Source organism: Desulfobacteraceae bacterium (assembly GCA_022340425.1).
GTDB lineage: Bacteria > Desulfobacterota > Desulfobacteria > Desulfobacterales > JAABRJ01 > JAABRJ01.
In genome coordinates this window covers 1-20,345 of sequence record JAJDNY010000152.1, presented here as the reverse complement: position 1 = coordinate 20,345, position 20,345 = coordinate 1, and the positions used below count along the sequence as shown (strand labels likewise).

Here is a 20,345-nt window from a genome sequence, read left to right as displayed (position 1 = left end):
ATTGACGCTCGGCGTCGTTAATGGCCGAGCGGGCGGCGTTGACCTGAACCTCGAAGTTGAGCACGTCGCTCAGCGACCCGCTGCCGGCCCGCCGCCGGGCCCTGGCCTCCTCGCTTTGGCGCAGGTTGAAGGCCTCGTCGGCACGCGCGATGGTGAGGTCTTCCCGGGCCAGTTGCGCCGCGTAATACCCGCCGGCCACCGAAAGCAGAAGCAGACGCCGGGCCTCATCCAGCGCCGAGCGGTTTTCCAGCTCGCCGAAGCGCACCCGGGCGTTTTCAAACCAGCGCCGGAAGCCGTCGAAGATCGTCCAGCCGGCGGCGAGCTCGGCCCGGTAGAGGGTCTCCGGGTCCGCCGACGCGACCGTCGGGTTGAGACTGCGCTCCGCCGCGAGCCGGGAGCGGGCGGCATTGTTGGAGAGTTCGGTGCGCACGGTCGAGCCCCCGGCATCCACGAAAGGCCAGTAGGCGGCGCGGGCCTGGCGGACCCGCTCCTCGGCCTGGCGCACGCGTTCGACGGCCGCGGCCAGATTCGGGCTGCCCGCCACGGCAATCCGCTTGGCGGCGGCCAGATCCAGCACCGCGACTTCTGCCAGGGTCGCCCCACCGGAAGCAGCCCGGGCGCTTTCAGCCGCACCCGCCCAACCGCCGGCGAGCGCCAGCCACGCCGCCAGCGCCCCCCACCAACACCCCTTCAAGCTCAAACGTTCAGCGTATCGCATCCACTCCGTCCTTTGAATGCGGGGCCGTCTCCCCGGTCGGCAGCACCTGGCCGAGGTGAGGCGATGCCCCCCGGGCCGCCGCGCTGCCGGCCTCACCCCACGTGCCAGCTTCCGGGCTGCGGACCGCCGCCACGCCCCGACCAACGGCGGGCTCCACCGCTTCGCGCGGGGGCCAGGCGCCGGTCAGCAGGCGGGCTGGCAGCCGCCGCAGGTCGTTGACGATCACCAGCAGACTGGGGATCAGCACCAAGGTCAGCAGCGTTGCAAAGGCGACCCCCGCGGCGATGGAAAGTGCCATGGGGATCAGGAACTTGGCCTGAAAGTCGGTTTCCAGGATCATCGGCGCCAGCCCGCCGATGGTGGAGACCGTGGTCAGGATGATCGCCCGGAAGCGCCGCCGGCCGCCCTGGATAATGGCCTCCAAAAAGGGCATGCCCTCCCCCAGGTTGACGTTGACGCGTTCGATCAGCACGATGGCGTCGTTGACCACCACCCCGGTCAGGGCCACCATGCCGAAAATGCTCATGATGGACAGGTCGTAGCCCAGCAGCAAGTGTCCGCAGACCGCCCCGATGATCCCGAAGGGAATCGTAAACAGAATAACGAACGGCTGTAGGTAGGAACGGAAAATGGTGGCCACGATCACGAAAATGCCGAACACCGCCAGGGGAAACCCGATATAAAGGGAGCTGAAGGACTCGCGCATTTTTTTCTGCTCCCCCTGCAGGGCCACCCGCACCCCGGGGTGGCGGGCCATCAGTTGAGGGAAAAAGCCGGCTCCCAGCTCGGCAAAGATTTCGTTGGCGTTGGCCCGATCGGTGTCCACCCCGGCGCTCACCGCCACCCGCCGCATCCCGTCGGTGCGGGTGATGGTGGCATAGCCGGGGGAAAAGCGCACCTCGGCCACCGAGCGCAGGGGCACCTCGCGGCCGCTGGCGGTGCGGATGCGGATCCGCTCGATATCCACCAGGCGCCGGCGCTCGCCCTCGGGGTAGCGGACCTTGACGCGGATATCGTCGCGACCGCGCTGCAGCCTCAGGGCCTCATCGCCGTAGTAGCCGGCATAGACCTGGCGGGCGAGGTCATCCACCGTCAGCCCCAGAACGGTGGCCTCGGGTTTGAGCCGCAGCCGCATCTCGTTCTTGCCGGCCGAGAAATCCGAGCGGATTTGATAGACCCCGTCGAACTGGCGCAGACGCGCCATCAGGTCGTCCGCTGCGGCCAGGATCTCCGGCATGCGGCTGCCCTGCAGCCAGACCTCGATCGGCGCTCCGGGCGGCCCCGCCGCCATGCCGGCAAAGGAGAGGGATTTGATGCCGGCAATGGCCCCGACCTCCTTTTCCCAGGCCACCATGAGGTCCTTGGAGTGGATCCCGCGTTTTTCGGAATCCAAAAAGATCGCTTGGGCCGAGCCCAGGTGGGGTCCGGAGCGCGGCGGGTCCTCCAGGGTCTGGCCGATCAGGGTCAGCCGATCGGCCACCAGCGGATCACCCGAACGGGTTCCGGTGCGCGCCGCCAGCCGCAGCAGGGCCGCCTCCACCCGTTCGAGGGCCTCGCGGGTGACCGCCGGGGGCGTGCCCTCGGGCATCTCGACGGTGGCGGTGACCACGAAGCCGTCGATTTCGGGAAAAACCTCGAACTTCAGCAGGCCGCCCTTCACCAGGCCGGCGGTGATCATCAGCACGCTGACGGCGATGCAGAGGGAAACGTAGCGCCAGGTCAGGGCCCTGGTCAAGAGCGGCAGGTAAAGCCGCGCGACGCACCACGCCATTGCCGCGCGGGTCACCCGCTGCACCGCCTCCAGGCGACGCGTCAGCGGGTCCTTGGCCGCCTCGGGGCGGTTCAGATCCGGCAGGTGACTGAGGTGCGCCGGCAGCAGAAACAGGCATTCCAGCAGGGACACGGCCAAACAGGCGATCACCACCGTCGGCAAAACGGCGATGAACTTGCCCATGATGCCGCCCACGAAGGCCAGCGGGACAAAGGCGACCATGGTTGTGGTGACCGCGGCGATCACCGGCATCCCGACTTCCCCCACCCCCGCGACGGCCGCCGTCAGAGGCGGTTGGCCCGCCTTGCGGTGAAAGTAGATGGCCTCGCCGACCACGATCGCATCGTCCACGACGATCCCCAGCACCATGATGAATCCGAACAGCGAGATCATGTTGAGGCTGCCCCCCAGCGCCCAGAGAATCACCAGGGCGCCGGCGACCGAGATCGGAATGCCCATTCCGGCCCACAGGCTGAGCCGGGCGTTCAGAAACATCCACAGCAGGATGAAGACGATCACCAGCCCGATGATCCCGTTTTTGACCAGCAGGTTGATGCGGGAGCGCAGCATTTCGGTGTTGTCGTAGAGAATGGCGAGTTTGGCGCCCGCCGGCAGGCGCGCGTCGGCCTCGGCCACGAAGCGCTGGACGGCCCGGGAGATCACCAGGCTGTCTTCGGCGCGGGTCTTGTAGACAATCAGCATCACCGATGGGTCGCCGTTGATACGGGCCTGGATGGGGTCTTCGGTAAAGCCGTCGGTGATCCGGGCGATCCGGTCGAGGGTGATGATCTTGCCGTCGGGGCTGGCCAGCGTCACGATCTTGGCCATTTCAGCCCCGGTGTATTTGCGGCCGAGGGTCCGCACGCGGATCTCCTCGCCGCGGGTGCGCAGGGTGCCGCCGGCCAGGTTGAGGTTGCTGCGCCGCACCGCGCGGGTCACCTGATCAAAGGTCAGGCCATATTCCCGCAGACGCTCCTCGCTGACCTCGACGGCAATCTCGTAGTCGCGAGTGCCGAAAACGCTCACCTGGGAGATTTCGGGCAGCTGCTGGAGGTCGTCCTTGAGGCGCTCCGACCACTCCTTGAGGCGCCGTTCGTCCATCCGCCCGGCCAGGTAGAGCAGCACCACGGGGTCCTTCAGGGTCAGCTCGGTGATCACGGGGGCTTCGGCATCCACCGGGAAAGTGGATATGGCGTCGATCTGTGAGCGCACCCGGTCGAGCACCTCTGAGACCGGGTAGCCCTCTTTGACCTCGATGGTCGCGGCGGCGGCGTTTTCGTTTGAATGGGTGGTGACCTGCTTGATGCCTTCAACCCCCTCGAGGGCCTCTTCGATCTTGCGGCTGACGCCCTCCTCCACTTCCTCGGGATCAGCACCGGGGTAGGCCACCGAGACAGTGATGATGTCCAGCGAGAACTCGGGAAAATTTTCACGGATCATGGCGGCCGCGGCGAGCACCCCGGCCACCAGGATCATGATCAGGCTGATGTTGGCAAAGACCGTATTTTTGGCGAAGGCGGTGAGCAGCTGTTTCATGGGCTGGACTCGAGTGTCGGGGCGCCGCGGCGGAATCGGGCCGCCAGCCCCGTAACGCTGGAAGATTTCAGGAGGCCCCGTCGGTTTCGATGGTCAGCAACGAATTCTCCAGGGGGTCCACCAGCCGGGTGACGATCACCTGCTGCCCGGCCTGCAGGCCCTCGCTGATCAGGGTCTCCTCGCCTTGGGTGCGGGCCACGGTCACGTCGACCGTTCTGAGGCGGTTGCCCTCGGCGACGTAGACGGTGTTCTCGAAGCTGACCACATGCCGCGGCAGCCGGAACACCCCCGCCAGGATGCGGCCGGGGATCTCCACCTGGCAGAACATGCCCTCCACGAGGGGCAGTTGACCGTTTCCACCGCCGCGGATCGCGTCGGCCGCCGCGACCCGCACGGCCACCTCCACGGTTCGGGTTTGGGGGTCGAAGGCCACCACCCGGTCCAGGGTGCCCCGCCAGAAATGGGTGGCCGGGGCTTCGGTCCAGCGCAGCGTGCACGCCAACGCCGGCAGGGGCCCGAACCAGGCGTCTGAAGCCTTCTCAGGGGTGTCGAAGGGCAGCCAGCGCTGGGCATCACGGCTGTCCAGGGGCACCCGGATCTCCAGGATCGAATCATCGGCCAGGGTCAAAACCTGCTGGCCGGGGGAGACATACTGGCCGGCCTCGATCGTCGCCTGCCGCACCCGCCCGCGAAAAGGCGCCGCTACCCGGCAGCGCTCCAGCCGCACTGCGGCGGCCTCGCGACGGGCGTGGGCGGCGGCCAGGCTGTTTTCGGCCTCACGGATCTGAAGCGGGTAGAGGGCCACGGACTGCGCCAGCTGCGCCGCCTGATCCACGGCTGCGTTATACGCCCGCTCGGCCGCCTCGACCCCCGAGCGGGTGCCCACCATGTCGTCCTCGTAGAGCTTTTTGAGCCGCTGGAATTCACTCCGGCTCAGTTCCCGGCTGCGCTCCAGGGTTTGCAGCCGCTGCCGGTCGATGGTCAGCTGCTTTTTGAGACGCTCGATGGCGGTGGCCCACTGGGCGGCCGCGGCATCGGCCTCCTGGAAGGCGGCACGGTAATCCCGGTCGTCGATTTGAAAGAGCTCCGCACCGGCCGGAATCACCTCCCCGACTACCAGGCGCGGGTGAACCTGGGTCACCCGGCCGGCCACCTCGGCGGCAATCACCACCGTCTTCAGCGGCCGAACCTCGCCGAACCCGCTGATAACCACCGGAACGTCCTCGGGCGCCACCGTCGTCACTCTCACCCGGAGCGCGGGCTCCTGCTGTATGACCTCCCCCGGCGGCTTTTTCAAAGACGCCAGGGTGAACATTGCGGCGAATCCCAACCCCAAAACCAGGCTGCAGATCACGATCCGCTTGAGCACCCCCTTGGGGGGCAGCTGCGGGGTTGATTCCTTGAGCATGCTGCGACGGCCCTCACTCTATGTCAAAATCCCGCGAAAACCTTCCATCAGAAGCGACCCGACCCGCCACGGCCCCGCCGCCGGGCGGGAAAAGGCACCAGTCCGACGGGCGGGGTCCATCTGATTCACATTCGCGTTTGCAAATCAAGCGCAACCCCAAAAGCCAAAGGAATTAAAGAGTAGGCGCCATCCGGTGGGAAAGCAAGAGGTGCGCCCCAGGCCTTGAACCGCCGCAAGGGGATGCAACCGGACCGCGCTGCCGGGTTGGGTTTCCCCGGCGCTGCAAAGATGGGCCGGGCCGGCGCCTTGGGGGTCCGCCGTCCCGCAACCGCCTTGCAGGCGCATGACGGGGTCGTGGCCGCCGTCCGGTTTTTGGCCGGAACGGCAAAACGCCCCTTTATCAAATGGCCGAATTTGGTTATGTTGGCAAAGCGGGACGGCCGCTGCCAAAATCGATGAACCACCGAACCCAAAACGGCGGTGAGATATGGACGAGTATGAAAAATACCTGGCGGCATGCGAAGAGATCAAGGGCGAAAACAGCCTGCTTCTGGCGGAATTCGGCCGGCAGATGCAATCAGAGGGCCTCGCCCCCAAAACCATCACCAAGCACCTGTCCAACATGACCTTTTATCTCAATCACTTTCTGCTCTACGAGGCGCCCCTCAAGGCCCAGCAGGGGGTGGAGAAGGTCGACGAATTCCTGGGGCACTGGTTTATCCGCAAGGCCCTGTGGGCCAGCAAGACGGCCATCAGGGATTATATCGCCGTTTTAGGCCGTTTCTACACCTTCCTGCATGCCAAGGGACTGGTGAGCACGACAGCGCTGCACGATCTGAAGGCCGAGATAAAACGCAACCGGCAGGAGTGGCTGGACGCCCCCGGCCGATTCGAGGAGCCCAATATCGATTTTTGACCCCCCAACAATAGTGCCTCGAAACGGCCCCGTCCGGTTCCAGGGGATTTGGCCGCCTTCAGGGTTGATCCCCCACCCTGGTGACCAGTGTCGCAGAAATGCAATCAGTTGCCGCCGACAACTGATTTCTGCAACGGTGCAAACCCACCGCGGAAAAATGGGCAACCGCCCAACAAACTGTTTTAATTTTCAATACAGACCACCTGGGCTATAATATGCTTGATTCGCTTTTGGCATAAACAGTGCTGTACTTTATTTGTTTGAGCATTGAACCACCGTCTGTTGTCTTTATCGTGTTTACCCCAACGGAAAAAAGGAGGATCTCAGTGTATGGCGGATAACACCATCAAACTCGGCAAAAAAAAGAAGAGCATCTTTCTTGACAAGGTCAGGGAACTGCTGCCGGAGGGGGGCAATCTCAACCTCTGCCTGACCTGCGGGGCATGCTCCTCGGGATGTCCGGCCACCGGCCTTGAAAACATGGACCCGCGCAAATTTCTGCGGATGGCGGCCCTGGGCCTGGACGAGGAAATTCTCAAAACCAACTGGGTCTGGATGTGCTCCATGTGCCAGCGTTGCATTTACGTCTGTCCCATGAAGATCGACATTCCGCAGCTGGTTTACAACGCCCGCGGCACCTGGCCGCGGGAAGAGCGCCCCAAGGGGATCCTGGGCTCCTGCGACATGGCCCTCAGAAACGAGAGCTGCAGCGCCATGGGCACCAGCCCGGATGACTTCAAATTCGTGGTGCAAGACGTTCTGGAGGAGTACCGCGAGTCTCAGCCGGAATTTGCGGAAATGGAGGCGCCCGTCGACAAGCAGGGCGCGGAATTCTTTCTGAACCAGAATTCCCGCGAGCCGGTCACCGAGCCGGACGAAATGGTACCCCTGTGGAAGATCCTGCACCTCGCGGGGGCCGACTGGACCTACGGCTCCAAAGGCTGGGGGGGCGAGAACTACTGCATGTTCCTCTCGGACGACGAGGCCTGGAAGCATATCACGACCACCGCGGCCAAGCAGGCCGATGAGTTGGGGTGCCCGATCTTTCTCAACACCGAGTGAGGGCACGTCACCTTCTCGGTCCTGGCAGGACTGAAAAAATTCAATATCCCCCACAAGTTTGAAGTCAAGAGCATTTACGAATACTACGCCAAGTGGATCCGCGAGGGTAAGCTGAAGGTCAGCTCCGACTGGAACAAAGACCTCAAAATCAAGTTTACCGTCCAGGACCCTTGCCAGATCGTGCGCAAGAGCTATGGCGACCCGATTGCCGAGGATCTGCGCTACGTGGTCAAATCCGTGGTGGGTGAGGAGAACTTCGTCGACATGACGCCCAACCGCTCCAACAACTTCTGCTGCGGCGGCGGCGGCGGGTTCCTGCAGTCGGGTTTCAAGGAGGCGCGTCTGGAATACGGCCGCCTCAAGGACCAGCAGATCCAGGCCACCAAGGCGGACTATTGCATCGCGGCCTGCCACAACTGCCACGCCCAGATTCACGAGCTCAGCGAACACTACGGCGCCGAATACGGGGTCGTGCACCTCTGGACGCTGATCTGCCTCTCACTGGGCATTCTGGGGCCCAATGAGCGCGAATACCTGCGGGATGATTTGAAGGAAGTGGCGGTCTTCCACCCGGAAACCGCCATGTAGTCGACAGGTCCGTAAAAAGACCACTTTCTGCGTTTGACTGCATCTCGAAGTCGCTGCGGCGTAAAGTAGTACGCCTCACGCCGCTGAGATTTGCGCGCCGTAACTTGGCCATTTTACGAAACTGGCTGGATCGGGTTTTAACCCTCCCGCCGACAGGGTGCGGCTGTCGCCAGCGGCAGCCGCACCCCGATTTTTCGCGAGGGACAGCCCCGGCAGCGGGGTTTCTCCCATCGCCATGCGGGGTGCCCGCAATCCGGGGGGCTGGAAAGCGTCCATCGCCCAAAAAGTCCGCCCGGGGAAAGCGCCCCCGCTTTTGACCTTTTCGGATGGGCAGCATGCAGCGATTGACGATCGAGGATCTGCAGCGTAGAAGGCAAAAGGCCCTGAGGGGCGCTGCGCAGGCGATCCTGAAGCGACGATCGACCTACCTGGAGCTCAAAAAGCTGGTCCACGCCATCAATTCCCAGCCACTGGACGTGGCCGACTACTACCTTACCGCCTCCCACCTGGCGGCCTTGCTGGGGCGCATGCGTATGGACGGCGGTGAAACCATCTTCGACTACTTCGCGGAGCACATCGACCCCCGCAAATGCGGTGAGGCGGTCAACTTCCGGGTCGAATGCCGGGATCTCAACGAACAGATCAAGACCCTCGAGGCGTGGCGCGCCCGGCAACACCGGCTGCGGCGGGTCAAATAAGGGGCAGCGGTCATGCCGGCCTCATTCCGCGACCAGGGCCTTCGGCTGGACGGCTTCGATCACCCTGGGCAGCGCGCCGCCGGGATCGGTGTAAATTTAGTAGGTCAGATGGGTGCGGCGGCCGTTTTCAAGGGCCTCCAGCTTCCAAAATTCTCTGTTGCCGGAAACCGGCTCCCCCTCCCCCTTGGCAGAAGCGGCAGATCGTCGGCCAACTCCAGGTGATCGGCCCGCAGGCACGCCTTGGATTCGCCTCAGCGGACGGGGTGAACCCGACACATAATTACTCTTGTCGCCTGTCTGGCGAGGGATCAGGCGGCGCTTCGGACCATCTCCCCACATAACACAACCCCGCCAATTGCCCGTATTGGGGCCACCGACGGTGCTGAATCCGACGACCCACAGCTCTCTGCCAGCCGCCGGAGGAGTCTTGTCACCGAGCCAAAATCCAGTGCCAGCCGGTGGGGTTTTGAATTAGGGCAAACCTTAGGCAAAATTCAAAATCATGCTGTCATTGACGACAAACCCCCCAAAGGGCAGCCCGGACTCCCGGGCCACATAGCCCGGCACGGCGACCCCGCAATCGAGCTGGGCGTAGTCCACAAAGGTGCGGCCGTCGATTCGGACCCGCATCCCCGGCATGGGCTCTTTGAGACGCACGATGGCGTTGATTTTGTCGAAACGGCGCTCGAGCTCGGCGTATCCCCGGCGGCCCGCCTTGGCGCCGATGTCCACCTCGATATAGTAGCGCGAGTCGGGGGACAGGTGATCCCGGTATTCTTCACCGATGAGATTCAGGATTTCTCCCAGATGGTTATCCATAGGACACTCCTTTCCGTAAATGGCGACAGACGCCGCTCACAACCGCCTTTGGCTCGCATCAGGCATCCGGCGCGGCGGACCTCACGGGGGCGCCGCTGCGGCCGCCTGAAGTCGGTCAGCGACCCAGGGGTTCCGCACAACCGGCACCCGCCGGCAGGCGGCTGAGCAGACGGAATTTCACAGGCCAAAAATTGGACCATCGCCTGCAAGAGTCAACCACCGATCGCGAAATGGAGAAAGCTGCAGCCGGCAGCCCTAAAAGGGGGTTCAAAACGCTCCCGGACACCGTCGCCGCCGGCGCGGCAGGCGATGACCGGCCGTGGACCCGGCACCCGCAAGGCCTGCCGCGGCCGCGATTGACATTTTGGATGGATCGGGGTAAAGGGAGGGTTCACTCAGCCATTCAATTTTGTGCATTCCTCCGGGGTAAATTTTGGGGCCAGTCTAAAATTCCTTCCTTTTAGACCTTCTTTCAAAGTGACATCCTGAGCATTTGCGCAAAGCAAGGGGAAAGGAGAGACACCGTATGGAAGGTCGCATCAAGTGGTACAACGAAAAAAAAGGATATGGCTTCGTCACGACCGAGGAGCACGGGGATATTTTTCTCCACCAGTCGGGCATCCGCGAGTATGGCTATTTTGGCCTTCAGCAGGATGACCCGGTCAGCTTCGACATCAAGGAAACTCAGAAGGGCAAGCAGGTAATCAACCTTCGTCCCTTGAAATCCAGCCAGGTGGGATAGGCAGCCCCCGCCGGCCGACGCCCGCCCCCCGCTCACCGCCGGATGTTCTTCCCCGGCGGGTTCACTTCGGCGCCGCACCCCCCATCACCCATTTTGAGCAAAATCCAGAGGCCCGGGGCAGGTTCGCCTGCTCCGAGTTTTGTTTCAAGGCCCGGCGGTTAGCGGTCCAGGCCCAGGCGGATGCCCAGCGCCAGGATGACCGCGCCTGTGACGCCAGCCAGCGACCGCCGGATGCCGCTTCGCACCAGCAAAGTGCCGGCATGCCCCACCATGACGGCCAGCAGAGACTGCCACAGCATGGCAACGCTAAAATGAACCCCGGCCAGAAAAAGCGATTGGCTCAGGGCGGAGCCGGTCGGGTCGATAAATTGGGGCAGAAAGGCCATGTAAAAAACGATCGCCTTGGGATTGAGCACGTTGGAGAGAAAACCTTCCAGAAAGGCGCGTCCGGGGCTGAAGCCCCGGGGCGGCTGCGCGCCGTTTGGCGGCCCGCCAAGCGCCCCGCCGCGAAACGCGCCCCACAGGCTCACCCCCCCCAGCCAACAGAGATAGCCGGCCCCGATCAGTTTGAGGGCGGCAAACCCCCACGCCGACTGCAGCAGGACCAGCGAAATTCCCAGCGCCGAGACAACCGCGTGAACGAACAGGCCGGAGCAGATCCCCAGGCTGCTGACGACGCCGTCCCGCCAGCCGCCGCGGCTGGCGTTGCGTATAACCAGCATCGTGTCCACCCCCGGTGTGAGGGTCAGCAAAATGATGGGAACCAGGTAAGTCCAGATGGTGGTGTGCATTTTAACTGCTTCCTGCCTGAGGGCTGCCGCTGGGGGTGCCCTTTTAAGGCTTAAACCGGGAGCGTCGCTCAACGTTTTCCCGGGAAAAACGGGGAGTCAGTCGCGGGCGGGGTCGCGCCAGCGCTTGAACGCTTTTTCCAGCTCCACCGCCAGAAAGACCACGCTGGAGAACAGGATCGTCACGGCAAGTTCCCCGGCCGTGAGCGGCGCGGTCTTGAAAATGGGGTTCAGCCACGGCACATAGATGGTGGCCAGCTGAAGCACGAAGGTCAGCAGCACGGCCGCCAGCAGCGGCTTGTTGGACAAGGCCCCCTGGGTGAAAAAAGAGTCCCGCTCCGATCGAACGGCCAGCACATGCCCCATCTGGCTCAAACACAGAACGGTGAAGACCATGGTCTGCCAGTGGGCCTGGCTGCCGCCGATGAACCAGGCCTGGGTGAGAATGGTAACGGCGGCCATCAGGAGCCCTACCCAGATGATGTGGCCGCCGAGGCCGTGGGCGAAAATGCTTTCCTGCGGGTCACGGGGGGGGCGGCTCATGATGTTGCGCTCCCCCGGTTCGGCGGCCAGGGCCAGACCGGGGACGCCGTCGGTCACCAGGTTGATCCACAGGATGTGGATTGGCAGGAGGGGAATCGGCAGGCCGAGAAAGGGCGCCAGGAAAATGGTGCAGATCTCACCCGAATTGCTGGTCATGGTGTACTTGATGAACTTGCGGATGTTGTCGAAGATGCGCCGGCCTTCGCGAACGGTCCGGACGATGGTGGCGAAGTTGTCGTCCAGCAGGATCATGTGGGCGGCCTCCTTGGAGACGTCGGTGCCGGTAATGCCCATCGCCACCCCGATATCCGCCCGTTTCAGGGCCGGGGCGTCGTTGACCCCGTCGCCGGTCATCGCCACGAACTGCCCTTTGTCCTGCAGCGCCTGAACGATCTTCAGCTTCTGCTCGGGCGCCACCCGGGCGTAGACCCGTATCTTTTCCACCCGCTCCTCGAATTCCGCCAGTGGAAGCGCTTCGAGCTCACGCCCGGTCATGGCCTTGGATCTTTTTCCGCGGATGATCCCGACGCGGCGGGCAATGACCTCGGCCGTCAAGGGGTGGTCGCCGGTGATCATCACCGGCCGGATGCCCGCGGAGCGGCACAGGGCAACCGACTCCGCCGCCTCGGGCCGGGGCGGGTCCAGCATGCCGACGATTCCGATCAGGGAAAGCTCGGACTCCACCAGCTCCGAAGTCAGGGGCTCGGGCAGCGCCTCCCACAACCGCAGGCCGAAGCCCAGCGTGCGCAGACCGTCGGCTGCAATTTGGTCGGCGGTCTCCTGGATCTGCGATCGGTCGATTTCTTCACGGCCGCCATCGCCAAGCACATTTTGCGAGCGCGCCAGGACCTCCTCGACCGCCCCTTTGGTGAGGGAAATGATCCGGCCCTCGCCCCAGGGGTGAAAGGTGGTCATGAGCTTGCGGTCCGAGTCGAAGGGGATCTCGGCCAACCGGGGGTGCGTTTCGTCCAGCCGCTCCCGCAGAAAACCTTTCTCCCGGGCCAGTTCGAAGAGGGCCGTTTCGGTGGGATCCCCGATCAGCGCGCCCGCGCCATCCAGCCGGGCATCGTTGCACAGGGCGAGGGCGCTTAGCAGCAGCGTCAGGGGGTCCCGGTCCGCGTCCGAAGGTGAACCCGCCGCGGCTTGCTCGCCGCCGGAGACGGGTAACTCCTCGGAGCGCTGCAGCCGCCCGCCGGCGAAGACCTTTTCGACGGTCATGCGGTTTAAGGTCAGGGTCCCGGTCTTGTCCGAACAGATATAGGTCACCGACCCCAGGGTCTCCACCGCCGGCAGTTTCCGGATCAGGGCTTGCTGTTTGACCAGTTTTTTGGCTCCCAGGGCCAGCGAGATGGTGATGACCGCCGGCAGGGCTTCCGGAATGGCCGCCACCGCCAGGGAAATTGCCGTAAGCAGCATCAAAAGCGGCGGTTCCCCCCGCAGGAGGCCGGCCAAAAAAACGATCAGGCAAATGGCCAGGACGGCGTAGGCAAGCTTCCGCCCGAAAACCGCGAGCCGTTTCTGGAGCGGCGTCCGGCCCTCTTCCTGGTCCTGGAGCAGGGTGGCGATCCGTCCGAGTTCCGTCCGCAGGCCGGTGTCCGCCACCAGGCCCCGGCCGCGGCCGTAGGAGACGACGGTGCCCTTGTAGGCCATGTTTTTGCGGTCGCCGATTGGCAGGCCGGCTTCCGGCAGCGCCGCCGCATTCTTTTCCACCGGTACAGACTCCCCGGTCAGGGCCGCCTCATCGATCCGCAGTTGGACCGCTTCCGTCAAGCGGATATCGGCCGGCACCACGTTGCCGGCCTCCAGCACAACCAGATCCCCGGGGACCAGGCCTTCGGCGGGGATCGATTCCGGCCGCCCGTCGCGCATGACGGTGGCGTTGGGTGCGGCCAGTTTTTTCAGGGCGGCCATGGCTTTTTCGGCGCGGTATTCCTGAACGAACCCGAGCACGGCGTTCAGCACCACGATCACGACGATGGCGATGGTATCGGCAATCTCGCCGACAGCACCGGCCACGACGGCGGCGGCGATCAGCACCAGGATCATGAAATCCTTGAACTGATCCAGGAACATCATCCACAGCGATTTGGACTTTTTTTCGATCAGTTCATTGGGGCCGTAGCGCTCCAGACGCCCGCGGACCTCAGCCGAGGAAAGCCCCTCGGCGGAGGTTTCAAGCTTCGCGGCCACCTCCCGGGGATCGAGCTGGTACCAGGGAATCGATTCGTTTGCCGTTTCGCTCATGGTCTATTTTCCCTCCTCAAACGGCCAAAGGCCCTGCAACCAGACGACCACCCGCCTCAGCAGGGAAGGTTTTGCGGCCGGTCGGGACCCCGAGAAGTTTTCCCGCAGTCTGGTCGCGCGCGCTTCGGGCGCCGGGTGGCTCGACAAGAGGGAGTGGTCGTTGCCAGTGGCCGCCAGTTTCGTCAAGGCGGAAATCGCCGGCACCACCCCCAGCCCCTTGGCCTCCAAAAACCCTACCCCGTAATCGTCCGCCGCGCGTTCCTCCTGCTGGGAGAACTGGGCGTTGACAAGGGTTTCGGCCAATGCGCCCAGGGCCGAGCGCGCGATCACGCCGGCCTCGCCCTGCTGGGCGGCGACGGCTTTGCGAACCGCACTGCCGGCATAGGCCAGCATGATCTTTTTCTTGATGTGTTTCTCGACCACATGGCCCATCTCATGGCCGATCACAAAGAGCAGCTCCCCGTCGTCCAGCATGTCCATCAGCCCGCTGTGGATCCGGATGGAGCCGTCGGCCATGGCAAAGGCGTTGGCCTCCGGGGAGAGGTAGACCTTGAAGTTGAATGGATGGCCATCGAATTCCCGATAGGCCCGGGTGAGCCGTTGAAGCCGCTTGGCACAAGGGTTTGCGGAAGGCGCTATGGTGTGTTTGAGATCGAACTGTTGGGCGAGGGCGACGGCCGTGCGCCTCACCTCGGCGTCATCCAGGCTCACCGCCCGGACGGCGTCCATGCCGGCCTGGGTCGCCAGGCCGATGTCGGTGTCCTCGCAGCCGACAGTCAGAAGAAAAAGGATCAGACTGAAGCATAAAACCGTTTTGCCCATGGTATCCAAGGAGAGTTCCCGGGGCCTGTCGTCACCGCTGGGATCGGCGCCCGGGGGCGCATGTGTTGGTAGAGGGGACCTTCGGCCGGCGGACTGCAACGCGGCGTTTCAGCCCTTCGCGATCGCCTTTATTTCCGGTTCTGCAGCCCATATCCGGTAGCGCACCTCCACATCCGCGGGCGCATAGACCACCACCGGCAAACGGCTGTTGTAACGGATCAGAAAGGGTGCGCCGGCCAGGCTGACGAACTTCTCCACCTTGGGTTCATTGGGATCGACGGCCATCAGGGTGCCGGCCATGGGCCCCAGCGGGCTTACCCGGTAGAGTGTGAATCCCCAGCCCGGGATGGTTTCCTGCTGGATCCGGCCGCCGAAAAAATAGCGGTTGCGCTGGTCCACCGGGACCGTTTTGCCGACGATCAACTCCACTTGGAACGCCGCTTCGTCCGCCTGCTCGGGCAGTTGCAGGACATAGCGCAGGATTCCCTTTTCAGGAGGTGGGAAGGCCTTCATGTCGTCCCCCGCATACAGCGAAAATACCGAAGCCAAAAAGCCTGCAGCGGTCAGTGAAAAAATTTTTCGCATAACATTCTCCAGGCCGGAAGAAGGGCCCCCAGGCAGACCTCGCCGGCAAATGATGAAAGCAGCCCTTCAAACCCCTGGTTTACGCAGCGGGCAAAGCGGCCCTGAAGGGGACCACGGGTCAGGTCACATGCCGAGTCTGGATGGCCCCCAACGGGCAGGCCGCGATACAGTCCCAGCATCCCATGCACATGTCGTGAAAAATGATCGGGGGATTGAAGGCATCATCGATCTGTTTGAGGACTTTATGGGTGCACGCCGCCACCGCCGCACAGACCCCGTTTTGGGGGTCGCATTCCCCCGGGGCGCAGCGCTCGTAATCCACCATCGCAAATGACTTCTTCGCCTGCAGATTCATTTTCGGTTCGCTACCCCAAATTACGGTGATCGCCAAGCCCTCCCCTACCCCGAGACCATGGGCCTTGGCGCCGCCTTAAAAAAAACGTTCAGTGCTGCCGGATAAACGCCCCGATTTTGGCGGTCGCCTGGGAGGCCTCCTCCAAAAAGGGGGCAAAACCCTGGAAAACATGGGGCATGCCATCCCAGACGTCAAGGGTCACCGCGCACCCTTGGCTGGCGGCGTGCTCGGCCAGGCGTATGGCATCATCCAGCAGCACCTCTGCATCGCCCACCTGCAATAAAAGCGGGGGCATCCCGCTGTAATCGCCAAAAAGCGGGGACGCATAAGGATCGGTGGGCTGGGTTTGGCTGCCCAGATAAAACGAAGTCAGGGCGGGCAAAACCTTGGGGTTGATGATGGGGTCCACGGCGGCTCGGGAAAGCAGCGAGGGACTTTTCCAGGTAAGATCGGTCGCCGGGGAAATGGCAACCGTTGCCGAAGGTAACGGCTGCCTGGCATCCCTGATCTTTAAAAGCGCAGCCAGGGCCAGGTTGCCCCCGGCGGAATCCCCCATCAGGAAGGTGGCGCCGGCGGGGGTCCGGCCGGCCGGCCCGTTTTCCCGCATCCATTGGAACGCCTGAACGCAGTCCTCCAGCCCGGCAGGAAACAAATGCTCCGGTGCCAAACGATAATCCACTGAGAGGACCACGGCCCCGGCGGCTTCGGATATTCGGGATGCAAAGGCGCGATAACCGGCGGGTGAGCCGGAAATCCAGGATCCGCCGTGGATATAAAGGATCCGGCGGTTGGGGTCGGCACCGCCGGCGACCACCCACTCCAGGGGAATGTGACCCGCTCTGGCCGGGCGCCACACCCCGTGAACTTCCGAGGTGGCAGGGTGGACGCAGAAATACTGGTCAATCAACCTGCGGCGTGCATCGAGGTCGTTGATCGTCTCCAGGGCACGGGCGCTAATGAGGCGCAAATGATCGAAAACTTTTTCAGTAGGGCTGCTCATCGTTTTATCCTGGGGTTGCGGGCATCAGGTGGCCACCAAAACCTGGCCTAAGCCACAGCAACGCCGCGCTGCCTGAGGTACGCCTTGAGGTCCCCGATGGCGATGATGTTGAAATGAAAGACGGAGGCGGCCAGAAGGATGGTGGCGCCCGCCTGCACGGCGTCGTAGAAATGCTCCAGCTTGCCGGCACCACCGGAAGCCACCACCTGGGCCGAGGTCGCCTCTGTGATCCTGCGAATCAGGGGCAGATCATACCCTGTTTGCACCCCGTCGGTGGTTTTGCTGGTGGGCAGGATCGTGGCGGCGCCGAAGCCGTGGACCTTTTTGGCCCACTCGACGGCATCCGCACCGGTGGCGGTGCGCCCCCCGTCAATATACACCTCGTAGCCCGAAGGCAGGGCCGGGTTCACCCCCGCGTCGATGGCTACCGTGACCCGCTGAGAACCGAACTCCGCGACCATCTCGCGGATGACCTCCGGTTTGCGAAAGGCCGCGCTGCTGGTGGAGATCTTGTCGGCCCCGGCTTCCAACACGGCCGCCGCCGAGGCGACGTCGCTGATGCCGCCGCCCACCGTGAAAGGAACGGAGGCCGCGGCGGCAACCTGCTTGACCACGCTTAGCATGGTGGCCCGGCCTTCGACCGTGGCGGTGATGTCCAGCAGGGCGATTTCGTCCGCCCCGGCCTGGCAGTAAGCCCGACAGCAGGCCACGGGATCACCGGCATCACGAATGTCGACGAATTGGATCCCCTTGACCACCCTTCCGTTCTGCATGTCCAGGCAGGGCATGATCTTTACCGTCATGGTCATTCCTCCGTGTATCCGCTCTGTTGGGGGCGGTGGTGGTGTACCTGAGGCCCAAGGAAAAGCGCCCACACTCCGAGGGCCTTCCAGGTTCACCGGATCTGTGGTTTTTCGCACCAGGGTCGGCAAACGGCCCGCGGGGCCCCTTACGGAGCACCCGATCGCATCCGCAGGTAGCGCGGCGTTATTTTCTCCAACCTGAAGTGGCGGTCCGCCACCATGAACCCATGGCGGGCTTTCTCCACGGCATACTCCCGGGGGTAGATCACGTTGGGGTCCAGGCCGTGGATGACGACATCCAACCGGAAGCCCCCGGTCGCGGTCATTCCCCGGTAGGTGATCGCCAACCCATTGGTCAGCAGGGGCTGGTTCAGCGGCAGCACCAGACGACGGCCGGTCACCTTCGCCGGCCACGGCCAGGGGGCCTCCCCCTGCCGGCCGGCATTGCGCGTGGCCGTCTGATAATCGAAATCCCAGCTCCAGCCGAAGCCGGGCGAGGCGCTGCGGTATTCCGTGGGGACCGCGTCCGACAGTACGATCATCCACCCGAAAAAGAAAGCCCCGGCCAGCAATATGCAACCGATGGCGACCATTTCAATCGGACGGACGCTTCTCATGGCAGGGTTTTTTTGTTCGATGCTGCGGAGGGGGAATTTTTGAGCGCCAGAACCACCTCGGCTTCACTCACATCGCACCAGTCTTGATAGGCTTCCGCCACTGCGAAACGGCCCCCTGGGCGGATGTTGGCGCAGAACACGGCCTCGGCCAGACCGCCGATATCCGCCACCGCCCGGTCATGGGCCGTGGGGACCGCCACGATCAGGGTGTCGGCCCCGGCCTTGCGCAACCCCCCGATGGCGGTTCGCATGGTAAACCCGGAGGCCAGTCCGTCATCCACCAGGATCACCGGCCGTCCGGCCAGCTCCGGAAAGGGGCGCGCGCCCCGAAAGCGCTGCACCCGATGGATCACCTTGGCGCGGGTCTTCCGGAGACCCTCCGCGATCTGATCTTCCGAAAGCGACAAGTGTGCGATCAGGGCCCGGTTCAATTGAAATGTCCCGTCGAAGGCCACCGCCCCGTAGCCGGCCTCGGTATTCCAGGGCAGGGTGATTTTGCTGACCACCACCACATCAAAGGACAGCCCCAGGCGACCGGCCACCGCCAGGCCCACCGGGACCCCGCCTGCGGGAATGCCCAGAACGATGCCGTTTTCCAGCAAAAATGGGGCCAGCATGTCGCCGAGCAGGATCCCGGCATGGTCCCGATTCTCGAAAACCGCAACCCGGCCTCTCAAATCCGACCGCTCGTGAATGCCGACAATATCCATTCGGGTTCTCCTTGCACCCTATTCAGGGGCCGACCCTTGGCCATGCCTGGCGTGCAGGCGCGCAATGCTTTGAACCGTGCGCAGCACCTCGTCGTCGGGCAGCGGCGGCCGGCAGCGCACGCGATTCCAGGAGAGCATCAGCTCGGCCACCACCTCCCGGTCCACGCCGTGCCAGAGCAGATGCCCCGAGAGCGAGGCGATGGTATTGTTGCGCTCCCCTTGGGGCACCCCCACTTTGAGGAGGGTGCGCCAGTATTCCAGGTCGTGGCCGCGGCGTGCCGCGGCACCGGTCGCCGCCTGCTGCAGCCAGCCGGGCAGCGGCGCCAGTGCCCGCTCATGGGGGGCGTGCCCCCGCCGCCAGCTGTAAAACCGGCCGGAGGGGTGCAGTGAAGGGGGCGCCACCACGCAGCCGCCGTCGCCGCGCACATCGATCCCCGCCGCCAAGCCCACCTTGTTGCGCACCACGCCGCCGGGGTGGGCAAAATAGAGGTGGCGCCCGCCGCCGCCGCTGAAGGCTTCCACCGTTTGGGGCAAGGGGCCGTGATCCCGCAGCAGGGCGGCCAGACTCAGGTCTCCGCCGTGCTGGGGGTCCACATCGAGCACCACCAGGCCCGAAATTTCACCGGTCACGATGCCCAGATTGCTTGCCGGGTGCCGGGCAAACCACCTCTTGACCTCCTCCGGGGAGGCACGCTGCGTCTGGTAAGCCAGCCAGGGAACGGCCGGACGCTTGTCGCGAGATCTGATGGGGATGACCGACCAGCCCCGTTTCAGGTAATCCAGGGCAACCGCTTCGACCGAAGTGGACATGAACACCTGCTCCCCTTCACGCGGGCGCACCAAGCTATTCCGACCGCGACCTCATGGCCCCCTCGGAGTTCACCCCCTCTCCCCGCGGGAAGTGGAAAAGTCCACCGCCGGCATTTCCCGTTGGGTCGCCAAATCCAGCGTGAAGTAGTTTTGTTTTTCGAATCCGAATTTTCTGGCGATGACGGCGGCGGGAAAGGATTCCACCAGGGTGTTGAGTTTGCCGACATAGCGGTTGTAACGATTTCTGGCCTTCTGAATGTCTTCCTCAACCTCGTCCAGGGTGTTCTGCAGGGCGGCGAAATTGGCGCTTGCCTTCAGGTCCGGGTAGGCCTCGGCCAGGGCCAGGAGTCCGGTCAGCGACTGGGAGATCTGGCTTTCCTCCTCGGCGCGGTGGGCCTTGGCGGTCGGGCGGGGCATCGCCTCGTCGATCGTTCCGAGGAGTTGGGCTTCGTGTTGGCTGTAACCCTGGATGGCGCGAATCAGATTGGGAATCAAATTGAAACGGCGCTTGAGGGCGACGTCGATGCTGCTCCAGGCCTCCTCGATGTTGTTGCGGTATCTGATAAAACGATTGTAGGTCTGCAAGCACCAGGCAACGAATGCCAGGAGGAAAAAGCCGGCAAAAAAAAGGATCGGTACCATCATTTCCCACCTCAGCGCGAAAATTCACGAAATGAAACGGCTCCCCGGGACGGGGCCGGGTCCGGCTGCGCCCCAGCCCGATGCGCCCGTGGAGATCTCCGCCGCCCGTGATGCCGGCAGCCCCCCATCCCATATGTATACCTCGAGTGATCACAATCTTGGATTTTT

General features: G+C 63.8%; 19 protein-coding genes. 4 read left to right on the top strand and 15 right to left on the bottom strand.

Translation table 11 applies throughout. From position 1 onward, the window contains the following. The 3 genes from LJE63_13270 to LJE63_13260 form a co-directional block, all read right to left on the bottom strand. On the bottom strand, positions 1–718 hold a 718-nt coding region (locus tag LJE63_13270), incomplete at its 3' end, for a TolC family protein (protein ID MCG6907577.1). Continuing rightward, positions 705–4,025 (bottom strand): efflux RND transporter permease subunit, encoded by a 3,321-nt coding sequence (locus tag LJE63_13265; GenBank protein ID MCG6907576.1) that lies wholly within the window; start codon positions 4,023–4,025, stop codon positions 705–707. The genes LJE63_13265 and LJE63_13270, both read right to left, overlap by 14 nt. Positions 4,026–4,092: 67 nt before the next feature. Continuing rightward, positions 4,093–5,433, bottom strand: coding sequence for an HlyD family efflux transporter periplasmic adaptor subunit (locus LJE63_13260; GenBank protein MCG6907575.1), 1,341 nt, complete (start codon positions 5,431–5,433; stop codon positions 4,093–4,095). 487 nt (positions 5,434–5,920) lie between these two features. Between LJE63_13260 and LJE63_13255 the strand changes: the two genes are divergently transcribed. The 3 genes from LJE63_13255 (at position 5,921) to LJE63_13245 (ending at position 8,697) form a co-directional block, all read left to right on the top strand. After that, positions 5,921–6,349 carry a hypothetical protein gene (locus LJE63_13255; GenBank protein MCG6907574.1) on the top strand — a complete coding sequence of 143 codons (429 nt, stop codon included), beginning with the start codon at positions 5,921–5,923 and terminating at the stop codon, positions 6,347–6,349. Between the two features lie 330 nt (positions 6,350–6,679). After that, entirely contained in the window at positions 6,680–7,999 is a 1,320-nt protein-coding gene (locus LJE63_13250) for a (Fe-S)-binding protein (protein ID MCG6907573.1), read from the top strand. Positions 8,000–8,334: 335 nt separating this feature from the next. Continuing rightward, complete coding sequence (locus tag LJE63_13245; protein MCG6907572.1) at positions 8,335–8,697, top strand: hypothetical protein; 363 nt, start codon at positions 8,335–8,337, stop codon at positions 8,695–8,697. Between the two features lie 483 nt (positions 8,698–9,180). Here LJE63_13245 and LJE63_13240 read toward each other — a convergent pair whose 3' ends face one another. Then, a complete protein-coding gene (locus LJE63_13240) occupies positions 9,181–9,516 on the bottom strand; it encodes a hypothetical protein (GenBank protein ID MCG6907571.1) in 336 nt (111 codons plus the stop codon). Positions 9,517–10,042: 526 nt separating this feature from the next. Here LJE63_13240 and LJE63_13235 point away from each other — a divergent pair. Next, complete coding sequence (locus LJE63_13235; protein ID MCG6907570.1) at positions 10,043–10,258, top strand: cold shock domain-containing protein; 216 nt, start codon at positions 10,043–10,045, stop codon at positions 10,256–10,258. A 158-nt stretch (positions 10,259–10,416) separates the two neighbouring features. Here LJE63_13235 and LJE63_13230 read toward each other — a convergent pair whose 3' ends face one another. The 11 genes from LJE63_13230 to LJE63_13180 form a co-directional block, all read right to left on the bottom strand. Beyond that, positions 10,417–11,049 (bottom strand): LysE family translocator, encoded by a 633-nt coding sequence (locus LJE63_13230; GenBank protein ID MCG6907569.1) that lies wholly within the window; start codon positions 11,047–11,049, stop codon positions 10,417–10,419. A 96-nt stretch (positions 11,050–11,145) separates the two neighbouring features. Beyond that, the gene (locus LJE63_13225; GenBank protein ID MCG6907568.1) at positions 11,146–13,833 is read right to left on the bottom strand and encodes a cation-translocating P-type ATPase; all 2,688 of its coding nucleotides are present in this window, start codon (positions 13,831–13,833) and stop codon (positions 11,146–11,148) included. Between the two features lie 3 nt (positions 13,834–13,836). Further along, on the bottom strand, positions 13,837–14,655 hold the full coding sequence (locus LJE63_13220) for a M48 family metallopeptidase (protein ID MCG6907567.1): 819 nt from the start codon (positions 14,653–14,655) through the stop codon (positions 13,837–13,839). 108 nt (positions 14,656–14,763) lie between these two features. After that, positions 14,764–15,240, bottom strand: coding sequence for an ecotin family protein (locus LJE63_13215; GenBank protein MCG6907566.1), 477 nt, complete (start codon positions 15,238–15,240; stop codon positions 14,764–14,766). A 118-nt stretch (positions 15,241–15,358) separates the two neighbouring features. Beyond that, positions 15,359–15,595 carry a 4Fe-4S binding protein gene (locus LJE63_13210; GenBank protein ID MCG6907565.1) on the bottom strand — a complete coding sequence of 79 codons (237 nt, stop codon included), beginning with the start codon at positions 15,593–15,595 and terminating at the stop codon, positions 15,359–15,361. Positions 15,596–15,683: 88 nt separating this feature from the next. Then, complete coding sequence (locus LJE63_13205; GenBank protein ID MCG6907564.1) at positions 15,684–16,595, bottom strand: alpha/beta hydrolase; 912 nt, start codon at positions 16,593–16,595, stop codon at positions 15,684–15,686. Between the two features lie 47 nt (positions 16,596–16,642). Continuing rightward, positions 16,643–17,398 carry an imidazole glycerol phosphate synthase cyclase subunit gene (locus LJE63_13200; GenBank protein ID MCG6907563.1) on the bottom strand — a complete coding sequence of 252 codons (756 nt, stop codon included), beginning with the start codon at positions 17,396–17,398 and terminating at the stop codon, positions 16,643–16,645. A gap of 146 nt (positions 17,399–17,544) precedes the next feature. Further along, the gene (locus tag LJE63_13195) at positions 17,545–18,015 is read right to left on the bottom strand and encodes a hypothetical protein (GenBank protein MCG6907562.1); all 471 of its coding nucleotides are present in this window, start codon (positions 18,013–18,015) and stop codon (positions 17,545–17,547) included. Next, positions 18,012–18,725 carry a phosphoribosyltransferase gene (locus tag LJE63_13190; protein ID MCG6907561.1) on the bottom strand — a complete coding sequence of 238 codons (714 nt, stop codon included), beginning with the start codon at positions 18,723–18,725 and terminating at the stop codon, positions 18,012–18,014. The genes LJE63_13195 and LJE63_13190 overlap by 4 nt, the downstream gene beginning before the upstream one ends. A gap of 18 nt (positions 18,726–18,743) precedes the next feature. Further along, complete coding sequence (locus LJE63_13185) at positions 18,744–19,535, bottom strand: bifunctional DNA primase/polymerase (GenBank protein MCG6907560.1); 792 nt, start codon at positions 19,533–19,535, stop codon at positions 18,744–18,746. Between the two features lie 69 nt (positions 19,536–19,604). Further along, complete coding sequence (locus LJE63_13180) at positions 19,605–20,180, bottom strand: LemA family protein (GenBank protein MCG6907559.1); 576 nt, start codon at positions 20,178–20,180, stop codon at positions 19,605–19,607. Positions 20,181–20,345: the final 165 nt, after the last annotated feature.